Origin of the sequence: Clostridium sp. KNHs205, from assembly GCF_000702945.1 — a bacterium.
Taxonomy (GTDB): Bacteria; Bacillota; Clostridia; order Lachnospirales; family Lachnospiraceae; genus Anaerocolumna.
The window spans coordinates 376581-392191 of the sequence record NZ_JNLE01000003.1; the positions used below are offsets into that span (position 1 = coordinate 376581).

At 42.0% G+C, this 15611-nt stretch carries 11 protein-coding genes and 1 other annotated feature; of the genes, 7 read left to right on the top strand and 4 right to left on the bottom strand.

What is annotated here, in order from left to right:
- Positions 1–159 precede the first annotated feature (159 nt).
- The gene (gene nrdD / locus BR73_RS0101645; protein WP_033164135.1) at positions 160–2280 is read left to right on the top strand and encodes an anaerobic ribonucleoside-triphosphate reductase; all 2121 of its coding nucleotides are present in this window, start codon (positions 160–162) and stop codon (positions 2278–2280) included.
- A complete protein-coding gene (nrdG, locus tag BR73_RS0101650) occupies positions 2280–2771 on the top strand; it encodes an anaerobic ribonucleoside-triphosphate reductase activating protein (RefSeq protein ID WP_033164136.1) in 492 nt (163 codons plus the stop codon). The genes nrdD and nrdG overlap by 1 nt, the downstream gene beginning before the upstream one ends.
- A 273-nt stretch (positions 2772–3044) precedes the next feature.
- Here the strand turns inward: nrdG and BR73_RS0101655 are convergent, their stop codons facing one another.
- From BR73_RS0101655 to BR73_RS0101665, 3 genes are all read right to left on the bottom strand, one after another.
- Positions 3045–4286: a 6-phosphofructokinase gene (locus tag BR73_RS0101655; protein WP_347463031.1), complete on the bottom strand. Its 1242-nt coding sequence runs from the start codon at positions 4284–4286 to the stop codon at positions 3045–3047.
- A 130-nt stretch (positions 4287–4416) separates the two neighbouring features.
- Complete coding sequence (gene rsmA, locus BR73_RS0101660; protein WP_033164137.1) at positions 4417–5289, bottom strand: 16S rRNA (adenine(1518)-N(6)/adenine(1519)-N(6))-dimethyltransferase RsmA; 873 nt, start codon at positions 5287–5289, stop codon at positions 4417–4419.
- A 41-nt stretch (positions 5290–5330) separates the two neighbouring features.
- Positions 5331–6098 carry a TatD family hydrolase gene (locus tag BR73_RS0101665; RefSeq protein WP_033164138.1) on the bottom strand — a complete coding sequence of 256 codons (768 nt, stop codon included), beginning with the start codon at positions 6096–6098 and terminating at the stop codon, positions 5331–5333.
- A gap of 453 nt (positions 6099–6551) precedes the next feature.
- Here BR73_RS0101665 and BR73_RS0101670 point away from each other — a divergent pair, with 453 nt between their 5' ends.
- Genes BR73_RS0101670 through BR73_RS0101680 form a run of 3 tightly spaced genes read left to right on the top strand, consistent with a single transcriptional unit; the run spans position 6552 to position 7646 of the window.
- Entirely contained in the window at positions 6552–6788 is a 237-nt protein-coding gene (locus BR73_RS0101670; RefSeq protein ID WP_033164139.1) for a spore coat associated protein CotJA, read from the top strand.
- Entirely contained in the window at positions 6785–7039 is a 255-nt protein-coding gene (locus tag BR73_RS0101675) for a spore coat protein CotJB (RefSeq protein WP_033164140.1), read from the top strand. The genes BR73_RS0101670 and BR73_RS0101675 overlap by 4 nt, the downstream gene beginning before the upstream one ends.
- A 1-nt stretch (position 7040) precedes the next feature.
- Positions 7041–7646: a manganese catalase family protein gene (locus tag BR73_RS0101680; RefSeq protein ID WP_033164141.1), complete on the top strand. Its 606-nt coding sequence runs from the start codon at positions 7041–7043 to the stop codon at positions 7644–7646.
- Between the two features lie 274 nt (positions 7647–7920).
- On the opposite strand, the gene metG is transcribed toward BR73_RS0101680, so the two are convergent.
- On the bottom strand, positions 7921–9891 hold the full coding sequence (gene metG / locus BR73_RS0101685; protein WP_033164142.1) for a methionine--tRNA ligase: 1971 nt from the start codon (positions 9889–9891) through the stop codon (positions 7921–7923).
- 160 nt (positions 9892–10051) lie between these two features.
- Positions 10052–10289 (bottom strand) — a binding site (T-box leader).
- 332 nt (positions 10290–10621) lie between these two features.
- On the opposite strand from metG, the gene BR73_RS0101690 reads away from it, so the two are divergent.
- Both BR73_RS0101690 and BR73_RS0101695 read left to right on the top strand, forming a co-directional pair.
- Positions 10622–12751, top strand: a complete 2130-nt coding sequence (locus BR73_RS0101690; protein ID WP_033164143.1) for a penicillin-binding transpeptidase domain-containing protein — start codon at positions 10622–10624, stop codon at positions 12749–12751.
- 11 nt (positions 12752–12762) lie between these two features.
- Positions 12763–15609, top strand: coding sequence for a penicillin-binding transpeptidase domain-containing protein (locus BR73_RS0101695; RefSeq protein ID WP_033164144.1), 2847 nt, complete (start codon positions 12763–12765; stop codon positions 15607–15609).
- Positions 15610–15611 lie beyond the last annotated feature (2 nt).

The following is a 15611-nucleotide window of genomic DNA, read 5'->3' on the forward strand; positions in this document are numbered from 1 at the left end:
ATACATTTTCTATATACAATATATTGTGTGTATGTGTTATAATACTACACAATATGGGCGATTATCTAGTAGTTTAACTGGTAATCACCCGCGTTATAAATAGGTAATTAATTCAGTACTTACCTAGGAAAAATCAAGCAAAGAAGGTTGTGGCGTCAAATGATAAAGGTAGTAAAAAAGGATAACACCAAAGAAGAATTCAATGTACAAAAGGTTATTAATGCAGTGGACAAATCCGCTCAACGTGCTTTGATTCGTTTTACGAAGGAAGAGCATAACTTCATCTGCCAGTTTGTTGAAAGTAAAGTCTTTCACATGGACAGGGAAGAAATATACATAAGCGAGATGCACAATATCGTTGAAAGTGCTCTGGAACAGACAAATCCACTGGTTGCAAAGAGCTATAGGGATTACCGTAATTACAAACAGGATTTCGTACATATGCTGGATGAAGTATATAAGAAAAGCCAGTCCATCATGTATATCGGTGATAAAGAAAACAGTAACACCGACAGCGCACTGGTCTCTACCAAGAGAAGTCTTATCTTCAATCAGTTGAATAAGGAGCTTTATCAAAAATTCTTTTTAACTACGGAAGAATTACAAGCTGCCAGAGACGGCTATATCTATATTCATGATATGTCTGCAAGAAGAGATACCATGAACTGCTGCCTTTTTGATGTAAAACATGTTTTGGAAGGCGGCTTTGAGATGGGTAATCTGTGGTATAACGAACCAAAGACTTTAAATGTAGCCTTTGATGTTATCGGAGATATTGTTCTCAGCGCTGCCAGCCAGCAGTACGGAGGTTTTACCGTACCAAGTGTTGACCTGCTGTTAGAGCCTTACGCAGAAAAATCCTACAAGATACTTTTTGAAAAGTACCTGGAACTTGGCATTCCCGAGGAGAAAGCCTCCTCAGAAGCACTTAAGGATGTAAAGCTGGATTTTGAACAGGGTTTTCAGGGTTGGGAATACAAATTTAACACCGTTGCATCAAGCCGCGGGGATTACCCTTTTATAACGGTTTCAGCCGGTACCGGAAGAGGCCGGTTTGCTAAGATGGCTTCGATTGCCCTTTTAGATGTAAGAAGAAAAGGCCAGGGTAAGAAAGAGTGCAAGAAACCTGTTTTATTCCCTAAAATAGTCTTCTTATATGATAAAAACCTACATGGAGAAGGCTGTGAACTGGAAGAGGTATTTGAAGCCGGTATTCTATGTTCCAGTAAGACTATGTATCCGGACTGGTTAAGTCTTACCGGAGAAGGTTATGTTCCCAGTGTTTATAAAAAGTACGGCGAAATCATCAGTCCCATGGGCTGCAGAGCCTTTCTCTCTCCCTGGTATAGGGAAGGCGGCATGAATCCGGCTAATGAAGAGGATACCCCCGTCTTCACCGGCCGTTTTAACATCGGAGCTGTAAGTCTTCACCTGCCTATGATTCTTGCCAAAGCAAATCAGGAAAGCAAGGATTTTTATGAGGTACTGGATTACTATCTTAATCTGATTCGCAGACTTCATATCCGTACCTACGACTACCTGGGAGAACTTCGTGCATCCACTAATCCTCTGGCTTACTGCGAGGGCGGTTTCTACGGCGGACATCTTGGAATCCATGATAAGATCAAGCCCTTATTGGAGCCGGCTACTGCTTCTTTTGGTATTACTGCTTTAAACGAACTGCAGCAGCTCTATAACAAGAAGTCACTGGCAGAAGACGGCAGCTTCGCTATAGAGGTACTAACCTACATAAATAAAAGAATCAACGAGTTTAAGGAAGAGGATCATCACCTGTATGCTATATATGGCACCCCTGCTGAAAGCCTCTGCGGTCTCCAGGTACAGCAATTCCGTAAAAAGTATGGAATTATTGAGAATGTATCTGACAGAGAGTATGTAAGCAACAGCTTCCACTGCCATGTTACGGAAGAACTGACTCCCATTCAGAAACAGGATCTGGAGCAGCGTTTCTGGGATCTCTCAAACGGCGGTAAGATCCAATATGTGAAGTATCCCATCGATTATAATATGAATGCCATCAAATCCCTGGTCAGAAGAGCCATGGATATGGGCTTTTACGAAGGCGTAAACCTTTCCCTCGCTTATTGCGATGACTGCGGTCACCAGGAGCTTGAAATGGATGTCTGCCCGAAATGCGGCAGTTCCAATCTTACTAAGATTGACCGTATGAACGGATATCTGTCTTATTCCAGAGTAAAAGGGGATACCCGTCTTAATGCAGCCAAAATGGCGGAAATCAAGGAAAGGAAAAGCATGTAATGCGATATCACAATATAACCAAAGACGATATGCTTAATGGCACCGGTCTTCGTGTAGTACTGTGGGTTGCCGGCTGTAATCATGGCTGCAAGGGCTGCCACAATCCCGTAACCTGGGATCTTAACGGAGGTCTTGCATTTGATGAGGCAGCAAAAGAAGAGCTATTTGAACAATTAAGAAAGCCCTACATTGAAGGGATTACCCTAAGCGGCGGTGATCCTTTGCATCCAGCAAACCGCAGTGGTGTGGCAGCCTTGGTGGAAGAGATAAGAAATACCTTCCCTGACAAGAATATCTGGCTCTATACAGGCTTTTCCTGGGATGAGATTAAATATCTGCCTTTAGTTGAACAGGTAGATGTATTGGTAGACGGAAAGTTCATGGAAGCGTTAAAAGATACCAAACTGCATTGGAAGGGCAGCAGTAATCAGAAGATTATTGATGTAAAGCGTACTTTAGAGAAGGGTGTAATGGTTCTTCATTCTTCCTAGAATATAAACAGCAGACAGAGGGCGTTATATGGTAATCCTGCTACCATATAGCGCCCTCTGGTAATGAAAGTGATTAAAACCGCACTATACCTAAATAACTTAGCTGCTTAACACTTAAAAATAGTATCACCAGCAGTATTACAGAGTTTTCCTGAATCCCTTCTTTTGGGTACTCCGAGTTCAAAAAAGAACTGCTGCTCTGCTCAATTAAGTTATAACCATAGGGCTATCCTTAGTTGTCAGATTAACAGTTCTGTGTTTTTTGTTATTTTCCTACTGGATATTATCCATATGCGCAGGAAGTCCATTTACCATAATAGGCATTACTTCCCCCATAATCAAAGGTCTTGCATATCGGATAAACTCTTCTGTAAGTCCGTCATCGCCTTCCTTAATCCAGCTTAGGGGAACTTTCTTCTCCATATTGGCAATCTGCTTGATATTGTGAGTCTCATAAGCACACTGATAAGGTGAATCAGATACTCTCTTTATTACTGCCATTTCTCCGGTGATACCTCTGGCTGCTGCCATCACACCGGCTCTGCCTGCTTCAAAGGCTTCTGTAATATCAGAAAGAGAAGCTAAATGAGAAGCACAACGCTGTAAGGTGTTAAGTTCAATGGCTCTGGTCTTGCAATTCAATTCCTTCTTAACCAGCGCTGCCAGATAAGCCCCTGCACCTGTCAGCATGGTATGTCCGAATTCATCGATATAGGAATCCTTATCGGATAATTCGCAGACAAACCTTCCGTCTGCCAGATGGATCCCCTCTGATACTGCGATAATAACCGATTTCTTTTCCTGCTGTAAAGCCTTTATATCCTTTAAGAAGACGTCCCTGTCAAAATCCTTCTCCGGCAGGTAGATGCGGTCCGGTCCCTGGCAATCCTTATCCTTACACAGTGCCGCTGCAGCTGTCAGCCAGCCTGCATGTCTTCCCATAATTTCTATAATTGTAAGATTGTTCTGATCATAAACCAGACTGTCTCTGATAATCTCTTTTGTTGCAGCTGCAATGAACTTGGCAGCACTTCCATATCCGGGAGTGTGATCTGTAATTTCCAGATCATTATCAACGGTTTTCGGAATTCCTATAAATTTTATAGAACTATTTACCGACTCTCCATACTCAGAAAGCTTACGTATACTATCCATGGAATCATTTCCGCCGATATAGAAAAAAGCTGCAATTCCATGCTCCTTAAGTATCTGAAACAATTGTTCATATGGGGCGGCATCCTTTTCATAATCCGGTAATTTATAGCGGCAGGAGCCTAAATAAGCGGCAGGAGTTCTCTTTAACAGTTCCAGCTCCAGATCACAGGTTATTTTCTCAGAAAGGTCAATCAGTTTTCCCTTAAGAAGCCCCTGTATACCGTTTAGCATACCATATACCTTGTCTGCGCCTGCTTCTTTTCCTGCCTTATATACACCTGCAAGGCTGGAATTAATGGCGGCAGTTGGTCCGCCTGATTGTCCGACTATAATGTTTCCTGTTATTTTACCTATGTGCATTCTACTATCTCCTTCTGGTTAGAGGTTTCTACTTTTACCTGGACATTTGCCAGTAAAAGATATCATTCCCAAAAGGATATGTCAATATAAAAGGTTGTTTTTTCGACATATTCCGTTGACTAAACGAATGTCAGGAATTCAGTTTCTCATAAATTATATTGCTTAAGGCTGCAAAATCTTCAAGTTTCAAAGCCTCTCCTCTGATACTGGGAGACAGATTAAGTTCTGTTATAGCCTCTGTTATAAGTTCCTTGGAGAGCTTAATTTCATCACTGTTATTAAGTCCGTTGGCAAGGGTTTTTCTCCTTTGATTAAAGGAGGCCCGAATTAATTTGAACATCAGTTTTTCATCCTGAAGCTTAACCGGCTTGTCCTTGTGAAGAGCGAGCCTGATGACGGCAGAGCCTACATTCGGTCTTGGCATGAAACAGTTTGGCGGAACATTGGCTGCAATGTAGGGTTCTGCATAATACTGAACTGCCAGGGAAAGAGCCCCGTAATCTTTGCTGCCGGGACCGGACTGCATACGGTCCGCAACCTCTTTTTGCACCATAACGGTAATATTATCTACGGGAACATGTGCCTCCAATAATCCCATGATGATTGGAGTAGTTATATAATAAGGAAGATTCGCCACAACTTTTATGGGTCTTCCGCCATTCTTTTCCTGTACCAGTTTATTTAAATCCACCTTTAAGACGTCTTCGTTGATTATACTTACATTCTCATAGGGAGATAAGGTATCCTCAAGAATCGGTATCAGATTCTTATCTATCTCAACGGCAACCACCTCTCTGGCGGCTTCACACAGGTATTGAGTGAGGGTTCCGATACCGGGGCCTATTTCCACTACCATATCATCTTTTGTCACCCCTGCAGCTCTGATAATCTTCTCAAGTACATGGGTATCAATTAGAAAGTTCTGCCCGAACTTCTTCTGAAAAACGAAATGGTATTTATTTAATATTTCTATAGTTTCCTTTGGATTTCCCAGTGTCGCCATCCATTCATCCTTTCTGTGGCATACAATGCCTTTAACAACTGTTATTTTATTTTATATACATCTTTTGCATTCTGCTCCGTTATCCGAAGGACTTCTTCGTAATCCAGCCCTTTAATTTCCGCTATCTTTTCCGCTACATAGCGCAGATTAAGGGATGAGTTCCTCTTGCCTCTGTTAGGTTCTGGTGACAGATAAGGTGAATCGGTCTCCAGCACTATACTTTCCATAGGTGCATACTCTACCACTTCCCTGAGCTTTTTTGCATTCTTAAAGGTCAATACTCCTCCGATACCCAGATAGAAGCCCATATCGAGATAGGACCTTGCCATTTCTTTTGCATAGGAAAAGCAGTGTATAATGCCTCCCACGGACTTAAGATTACAGCTTTGTATCATATCAAGGGTATCTGCTGCTGCATCTCTGCTGTGAATGATAGCGGGCAGATTTACTTCCTTGGCTAATTCCATCTGTCTTTCAAACCATAGCTTTTGCACTGTACGTTCCGGTGTATCCCAGTAATAATCAAGTCCGATCTCACCAATGGCAACTACTTTAGGCTCCTTTACAGCCTCTCTCAGCCAGTTGAAATTCTCCTCGTTTAGCTCTGCTGTTTCACTGGGATGTACTCCTACCGCTGCGTAAACAAAGGGATATTCTTCTGCCAGAGCCAGAGAGTTTTTGGAGCTTTGAAGGCTTGCTCCTATATTTACTACATAACCAATTTCTGCTGCTTCAAAGCTGTTAAGTAATTGCTTTCTATCTTCATCAAATGCTTCATCATCATAATGAGCATGGGTTTCAAAAATCATAGATATGCCTCTTTTCTTCAAAAAACAAAAAATACCATTCTTTTCACATCATTGTTCCTTCCAGTAATACGATAAAAATTACCAGCTGCCTGTCCATTAAGACATTATAAGTGATAACCCTGTTCTTTGTCCATGCTTTCTTCCATATTCGTTAACCTTTACCTGACTATGCTTTTATTACCTGTATCTTTTATATTTGTAAAGAGAAACTATTCATAAGGACTGTAATTATTGGCTGGCATCCATTCATTTTTAATGCAATTTAATTTAAGCCGGCAATATTTCTCTCCTGTATAAGTTGATTCACAGCTACCCAAACCTGGGCCTTTCCTAAAAAGGTTATCTGCCCGGATGGATAAAAAATATGACTTATAGCAAGCAATAAACACCTTAAAAATAATAAAACTCAGAGTTAGTATGCGCATTTTTTATTATTTTAGAAAGGAGATTTATATGGACATCACACCTCAAAACTTAAATACAATGCCAAAAGATACACCAGCAAAAGGAATTCCTTGTCTTCCTTTTGATAACCAGGAGACACCAGCAGCTGAGCTTCCTCTGGCAATGGTAGTCATAAGGAAACAATGTTTTAAGGATTTAAATCTGCCGGATGAGGCTTTAAATGCCGGTACACTGTTTAAGGAATTAGACCTGCCCTTTTATGGAACAGGAGGTGCTTTATTATGAATGAAGATAAATGTAGTGCTATGAAAAAACTTCAGGAAATAAGTTTTGTACTGGATGAGTTACGTCTGTTTCTGGATACTCACCCTTTTGACAAAGAAGCACTTGGCTGCTTTGAAAATTACCGGTCAGAAAGGGAGAAAGCACTGTCAGAATACGAAACAGCCTTTGGTCCCATAGAATCCTACCGGGTAAAAGAAAATACTACTTGGACCTGGGTGGATGATCCCTGGCCTTGGGAAGGAGTGATATAATATGTGGACCTATGAAAGAAGACTGCAATTTCCGGTTAAAATAACAACGCCGAATCCTAAAATGGCACAGCTTATTATCAGTCAGTTCGGCGGTCCTGACGGCGAGCTGGCCGCTTCCATGCGGTATCTCTCACAGCGTTATTCCATGCCTTATAAGGAAGTTACCGGTCTGTTAACAGATATCGGTACAGAGGAATTGGCTCATATGGAGATTATCAGTGCAATTGTATATCAGCTGACAAAGAACCTGACACTGGAAGAGTTAAAAACCGCAGGTTTTGATGCCTATTACATTGACCATACAACTGGACTCTGGCCACAGGCGGCAGGCGGTATTCCCTTTAATTCATGTTTCTTCCAGTCCAAAGGCGATGCTCTTACGGACTTAACAGAAGACCTTGCTGCAGAGCAGAAGGCAAGAACCACCTATGATAATATTCTACGAGTTGTAACAGATCCCGAAATTGCCGAACCCATACGTTTCTTAAGAGAACGCGAAGTCGTACACTTTCAGCGGTTTGGTGAAGCCCTGGTAAGAGTTCAGGAGCATCTGGATGCAAAGAACTTCTATGCAATGAATCCGGAGCTGGATAAGATATTAAAATAATGGCAACGGAATGAATCGTTGAAATGATTGCTGAAATAAGAAGAAGCTGCTTCTCAGATACCACAGTTTTAACTGTAACTCTCTGAGATGGCAGCTTCTATTTTTTATTATTCCTTTAAAGATTTTTTTTAAATAAGTAACTGTAGCCCAGTTAATAATTAATTACAATATATACTTTCGCTCTACCATAACTCAAGGTTTAAAATGGTTTCCTGCCTAGTATATCAAGAAATTTAATACAGGGTAAACTATAATTAATTTACTTCTTATAAAATTAGCAGATTTCAGCACCGGGAGTCATGTCTTTCTCCGGAACCATTAATGCCAGCTCTCCGTTTTCATTTTCTGCACATAAGAGCATTCCTTCGGACAGGATTCCAGCCAGTTTGGCAGGCTTTAAATTCACCAGCACCATAACTTTCTTACCTACCATCTGCTCCGGTGTGTAATATGCTTTGATTCCTGATACAATCTGCTTAACCTGACTTCCGATTCTGACCTGGGAGCAGAGAAGCTTCTTGGACTTAGGCACTTCTTCACAGGCAATGATCTCACCAACCTGGAACTGCAGCTTCATGAAGTCATCATAGGAAATCTCATCTTTTGCTGGTATATCTATAACATTTACAGGCTCTTCTTTCTGAGCTTCTTCCGGTATGATTTCTGCTGCTTTTGCAGCTTCAACCTTCTCAAGTACTTCCTTGATATCAAGTCTTGCAAAAAGAATCTCAGGGGTTTCTGTAACCTTGTTGCCATCCGGATAAAGTCCGTATTCTTTTAATCCGTCAATATCCCTTAACTCTGTATTAAGCTGAGCGAGGATCTTCCCGGCAGTCTCAGGCATAAAGGAATGCAGCAGGCTGGCTCCCATGGTAATGCTTTCAACGAGGTTATAAAGAACCGTTTCAAGTCTTTCCTTCTTCTCCTCTTCTTTTGCCAGTACCCAGGGCATGGTCTCATCAATATATTTGTTACAGCGTTTAAAGAGTGTAAAGATTTCAGTTAATGCATCTGCGACTCTTAACTGCTCCATCTTAGCTACTACCTTATCCACTGTCATAACTGCAAGCTCTTTTAATTCTTCATCTACAGCTTCCTTTACACCAGCATTTCTTACCGTTCCTCCAAAATACTTGTTGGACATGGAAATGGTACGGTTAACAAGGTTACCAAGGGTATTTGCAAGATCGGAATTCATCCTCTCCACCATAAGCTCCCAGGTTATTACACCATCGTTATCAAAAGGCATTTCATGAAGCACAAAATACCTCACGGCATCCACACCAAAGAAATTAACCAGCTCATCGGCATAGAGTACATTTCCTTTCGACTTACTCATCTTTCCTTCACCCTGTAACAGCCAGGGATGACCGAATACCTGCTTCGGTAAAGGAACTTCAAGAGCCATAAGCATAATTGGCCAGTAAATGGTATGGAATCTTAAGATATCCTTACCGATTAAGTGAAGGTCTGCCGGCCAGAACTTATTATAAAGTTCTCCGTGGCTTCCGTCTGTGTCATAACCAGGACCGGTAATATAATTGCTTAAGGCATCCAGCCATACATACACAACATGCTTTTCATCAAAGCTTACTGGAATACCCCATTTAAAGGAGGTTCTGGAAACACAGAGATCCTGTAAGCCCGGCAGCAGGAAGTTATTCATCATTTCATTCTTTCTGCTCTCTGGCTGAATGAATTCAGGATGTGTCTTGATGTGCTCGATAAGTCTGTCTGTGTAGTTGCTGAGCTTTAAGAAATATGCTTCTTCTTTTGCCGGCTGAACTTCGCCGCCGCAGTCAGGGCATTTACCGTCAACCAGCTGGGAAGGTGTAAAGAAGGATTCACAGGGAGTACAATACAAGCCTTCATAGTGTCCCTTATAGATATCACCTTTTTCATAGAGCTTCTTAAAAATCTTCTGAACCTGTGCTTCATGATAGGTGTCTGTTGTACGGACAAATTTATCATAGGAGGTATTCATCATATCCCAAATATCCTGAATCTGGGCAGCAACTCCGTCTACGAATTCCTTGGGGGTAATTCCTGCCGCACCGGCTTTGTTCTCAATTTTCTGTCCATGCTCATCTGTTCCCGTCTGGAAAAACACTTCATAGCCTTCCTGTCTCTTAAATCTTGCTATACTGTCCGCCAGTACGATCTCATAAGTATTTCCGATATGAGGTTTTCCTGAGGTATAAGCTATGGCAGTTGTAATATAATAGGGTTTCTTACAGTTACACATATATCTTCCTCCTTTTACTGTCCAGTTATATAAAGAGCTTACCAGACTCCAGCACTTTCGCGATAGTTACCCTCTTCCTTAAATGCACCTTGTACATCCGTCCGATAGGGTGTTTTTGGCAATCGGTTTATATCCTATCACAAAAAAAGTCCCCGTCTTCTTTAAAGACGAGAACAATATCCCGTGGTACCACTTTAATTCAGCCTGAATAGGCTCTCTTCTCCTGCAGTTTCTACAGGTTGTCACGATAACGGGTGCTTCCGTCGCAGCCTAAAGGTTCTCCATTCGGTGCGAGGCTCCAAGACCATCTTCAGTAATCTAAACGTGACCCTTTTTCAGCAATACAGGGCTCTCTGTCCACGAAAAGTTTTACTTACTCTTCTTTTCTCTGCCTTTTAATATTATAGATTAGTATTGGCCGTTTTTTCCGGCATCATACATCAATTATTTTTTAGCATAACATCCCGCGAAAAATTTGTCAACTACAGCTTTTTAATTACAGCAAAACTTATTATTACTTCCAAACTTCCCTTTCATGTATTTGCACCAGATCGTGTTTGAAAACTGCTTGACTTTTAAATCTTACAGATGTAATATATAGGCACGTTTACAAATATTACACTTGTAATATTAATAACCTTCTCCAACTCTGCCCTATCATTGCAATACTTTAAAATCCATGAAAGGAGTCCATATTTATTCAGTAATCAGACTGAAACCGGACAGAAATATGAAGAAAAATAAAAAGACAAATTACACCCTGAAAATTTTTTTAGGGATAAACTGCTCTATGGCTGTAACCCTGGCTTTGCTTGCAATAATCTATGCATTTCTAAAGGACAGTAAAGCTCCGGAGGAAATAATAGTTACCACTCCAAAAGATGTTCTATCAGCCTATGTGTCCCTGCTAAAGGAACAGAACTTTAAGAAAATGTACACTCTTCTGGATAAAGACAGCCGTAGCAGGATCTCTGAGGATGCTTTTATCTTGCGAAATCAAAAGATATATGAAGGAATTGAAGCAAAAAACTTCCATTCTGAAATCACTGATACTTCCATTACTTCAGAAGATTTATCCACTGTAACCTACACCCAGAAGTTTGAAAGTCTGGCTGGTAAGATTCATTTTACGAATACTGCCACTTTCACCAAAGACGAGGAAGGTAAATACGCCCTTTCCTGGGATGACAGCATGATTTTTCCCCAGCTGACCTCTGACGATAAGGTTAAGGTAATTCGTAAGGAGGCTAAACGCGGCCGTCTGTTGGACCGCGTCGGTAACTTACTGGCAGGTGAAGGTGCTGCCTCATCTGTCGGCCTGGTTCCGGGGAAATTGTCCGAGGATTGGGAAAAAGATAGAAAGCAGCTGTCCCTCTTGTTAAATATGACGCCTGAAAGCATTGAGAAAAAGCTTCAGGCCAAATGGGTAAACAACGACTCCTTTGTTCCTTTAAAAACAATTGAAGAGCTGGATGAATCAGAGCTGCTTAGTTCTAATCCAAGTGAAAAGGCTATGGAGCTTAAGGAACAAAGAAATTCCCTTCTCCAGATACCGGGAATTATGATTACGGATATTGCGGTTCGCAGTTATCCTTTGGAAGAAAAGGCCTCTCATCTGACAGGTTATGTACAGAATGTAACAGCCGAAGACCTTAAAGACCATCCGGGTGAAGGCTATTATTCAAACAGTCTTATAGGTCGTACCGGGTTGGAAGCCCTTTATGAAAAAGAGTTAAGAGGCAGTACTGGTTATGAGATTCTTATTACGAATTTTCAGGGAGCTGTAAAGTGTACCTTAGCCTCCGTTTCCAAAAAGGACGGTGAGGATATTCGGCTGACGATTGATTCCGAGCTTCAATCCAAACTTTATGACAGCTTCCGCGAGGACAGAAGCTGTTCTGTCGCCCTTAATCCCTATACAGGTGAAGTATTAGCACTGGTCAGTACTCCTTCCTACAACAGCAATGATTTTATTCTCGGGATGTCAGCAGATCAATGGGAGACTTTGAACCAGTCAGAAGCCCAGCCTCTGTATAACCGTTTCCGGCAGACCTGGTGCCCCGGTTCCTCTTTTAAACCTATCATAGCCGCTATCGGACTTACCAGCGGTGCTCTTGACCCAGAGGAGGATTATGGGCAGGAGGGTCTTAAATGGCGCAAGGATGCAAGCTGGGGGAATTATTATGTCACTACTCTCCATACCTATGACCGGGTTACTCTGGAAAATGCCCTTATTCATTCAGATAACATCTATTTTGCCAAGGCCGCGTTAAAGGTAGGAAAGGACAAATTAGCCGAAAACTTATCCCACCTTGGCTTTTCAGAAAATCTCCCCTTTGAAATCTCCCTCTCTTCCTCCCAATATGCCAGAGATGGTATTTTTCAATCAGAAATTCAATTGGCCGACACCGGATATGGACAGGGAGAAGTGCTTGTTAATCCCCTTCATCTGGCCTGCTTATACACTGCCTTTTGCAACAAGGGAGATGTTATCAGCCCGACCCTTTTGTACCAGGAAGAAGCAGCGCCTCGTATTTGGATTAAGAATGCCTTCTCAGAAGCTGCCGCAGAAATCGTGAGAAATGCTTTACTAAAAACGGTGAACACCCCTGCCGGAACCGGTTATACCGTTCACAGGAAGGATCTATCCCTGGCAGGTAAGACCGGTACTGCTGAGATAAAGCTCTCCAAAACCGATAATCAGGGTACGGAGCTTGGCTGGTTCGCTGTATTTACTACGGACAAAGACACTTCTGAGCCTATCCTGCTGGTAACTATGGTAGAAGACGTAAAGCAAAGAGGCGGAAGCTCCTATGTTATGAAAGGGTTGAAACCGGTGCTTGAGCATCTGGCCCCCTAAGAAAGGAATTTATGAAATCAAAATCTGAAAACCTTCGGCTTATACCGATAGCTGCAATCTTTCTTTTTCTTATACTGTGGCTGATTACCGTCCTTTACCAGCTGCAGATTTTGAAGGAAAATGACCTTAATACGGGCATTTATACAAAAAAGAAGGAGATTCTGGTGAACAGCACCAGAGGGAATATTTATGATAGAAACGGTTTCCTCCTGGCGGGCAGCAGGACGGCTTATTTTGTTACCCTGGAGGACAACACAGAATATGGTAGCAGCAGAGAACGGCAGCTTGCCTTAAATGGAACTGCTTCTGGTCTTATCAAAATTTTTAGAAAAAATGGAGAAACCCTTGAAAATACCTTACCAATAGCTCTTAATGCAAACAGCGAATATATCTTTACAACCGATGGTACCAGGCTGAACCGTCTGCGGGCTGATATCTTTGGAAAGGCCAGCCCGGATAAGCTGACAAAAAAAGAAGCCGGCACAGGCCCGGAGGAACTCTCTCAGTATCTCTGCAATAAATTCGGTATCTATGAAGATATGCTGGACATTTATACAGAAGCTGAGCTGAGCCAATTTGATCTTTCATTTCGTTATGAGAAAGAAGAGTTGCTTCAATTACTGGGAATTCGTTATATGTTATGGCAGAACAGCAGCCAAAAGTTTATACCTTTGACCCTTGCCAGGGACGTATCTGAACAGACCGTGGCAGATATACTGGAAAACAGCTCTGTTCTAAAAGGTGCGCAGATAGAAACCGGAAGTATGCGTGTCTATGAGGGTGGTGAGGCCTTCTCAAACATTATAGGCTATACGGGTAACATCTCCTCGGAGGAACTTGATCAAAACAAGGAAGCTGGAAAAGACTATACTATAAACTCCATAGTCGGAAAGGACGGAATTGAAAAATACATGGAGGAGGATCTAAAAGGCAGTAATGGCACAAAGGAAGTATCCATTAATCAGGCTGGCCGAATACAAGATATCCTTTCTGTAACTGACCCCGTGCCTGGCAAGGACATCTATTTAAGTCTTGACTACCATCTGCAAACAGCAGCTTATCAACTTCTTGAGCAGCATATCGCAGGTATTCTGCTGGATAATCTCATAGATGCTGTAGATTTTAAGAAAACCGGTCTGTCAGATTCCTCCGACATCCGTATACCGGTTTATGATGTATACTATGCTTTTATTAAAAACAACCTTTTGCAGCTCTCCTCAAACGTAAATACAAATCTCTCACCTTTAGAAAAAGAAATCCGCGAACGGTTTCAAAAGCAACAGAAAGAAATACTTAAAAAACTGACCTCCCCCTCTGAAACCACCATACCTTTTAATGCTTTATCAAAGGAATACCAGCTTTATGAAGCTTATTTTGCTGACATTCTTTTCGCTGAGGCATCCCCTTTCCTACTCCCTGATATTTCTCCTAAGAAATCAGATATCTGGCTTCAATGGGAGGAAGGAAAGCTTTCCTTTATGGAACTCCTCTTAGCCGCAGTGAAAGCTGACTGGATTAACACCAGTACCCTTACCCGAGACCAGAAATACCTTGATGCAAAAGAAGCTGCCCTGCTACTGGCAGAAAAAGCTTCTAATACCCTTACTACTGATGGGGAGTTTCATAAGCTGGTCTATCAGCAGATGCTAAAAAACAACCTGATTACTCCCCTGGAAATCTGCCGACTCCTATACCTGCAGGGAGTTTTAAAAGAAGACGAGGATTACAAAAGTTTAATAAATAATGAGTTAAGCCCTTACTCTTTTATTAGAAAAAAAATACAGAATCTCGAAATAACCCCAGCGCAATTGGCCCTGGAACCCTGTAGCGGTTCTGTGGTGGTTACAGAGGCGGTCACCGGCAAACTGCTTGCTTGCGTAACCTATCCAGGTTATGACAACAATCTCCTGTCCGGGCAGGAAAGCGGAACCTACTACAGTCATCTGTTAAAGGACCTGTCCCTGCCGCTTTATAACCGTGCCACCCAACAGCTAACAGCTCCTGGCTCAACCTTTAAGCCCATTACCATAGCTGCCGGACTGGAAGAAAAGGTCATAACACCTGCCACTTCAATCTTTTGCGACGGAGTATTTGATAAACGCTCTCCCCACCTCAGATGCTGGAAAAGAAGCGGACATGGTATTATAGAAAATCCAGCGGAAGCCATCCAGAACTCCTGCAACGACTATCTGTGCGAGATTTCTTACCGACTGGGCAGTAAGGATAACAACACCTATTCTGAAGAGCAGGCTCTTAAGGAATTAACGAAATATGCAAACCTGTTCCATCTGGATAGCAAATCCGGTATAGAAATAACAGAAAGCCTGCCTCAGATAACAGACAACTATGCAATTCCTTCTTCTATTGGTCAGGGTACCCATAACTATACCACAGTTCAATTGGCTGCATATGTAAATATCCTGGCAGAAAAAGGTATTGCCTACCGCCTGTCACTACTGGATAAAATAGCAGACAGCAGCACCGGAACCGAAAGCTCCTTCTTTCCTGAAACAAAAGAAAAAGTCCAACTCTCACAATCCAGTTGGGATACCCTTACACAAGGAATGCTGCAATATGCTCAAAACAATACCTTGTTAAAAAATATGGATGTTTCTGTTTCCGGGAAAACCGGCACAGCACAGGAATCGAAGACCAAGCCAAATCATGCACTGTTTATCGGTTACGCCCCAAGTGATACTCCTGAAATATCTATTGCCGTCAGAATAGCAAATGGTTATTATTCCAGTAATGCTGTTGGTGTAGCGAAGGATGTTATAACCTGCTATTTTAAACCAGAAGCGGCAGCAGCACTATTAAACGGAAAAGCTATAAGCAATACTGCACAACGAACCGACTGAAT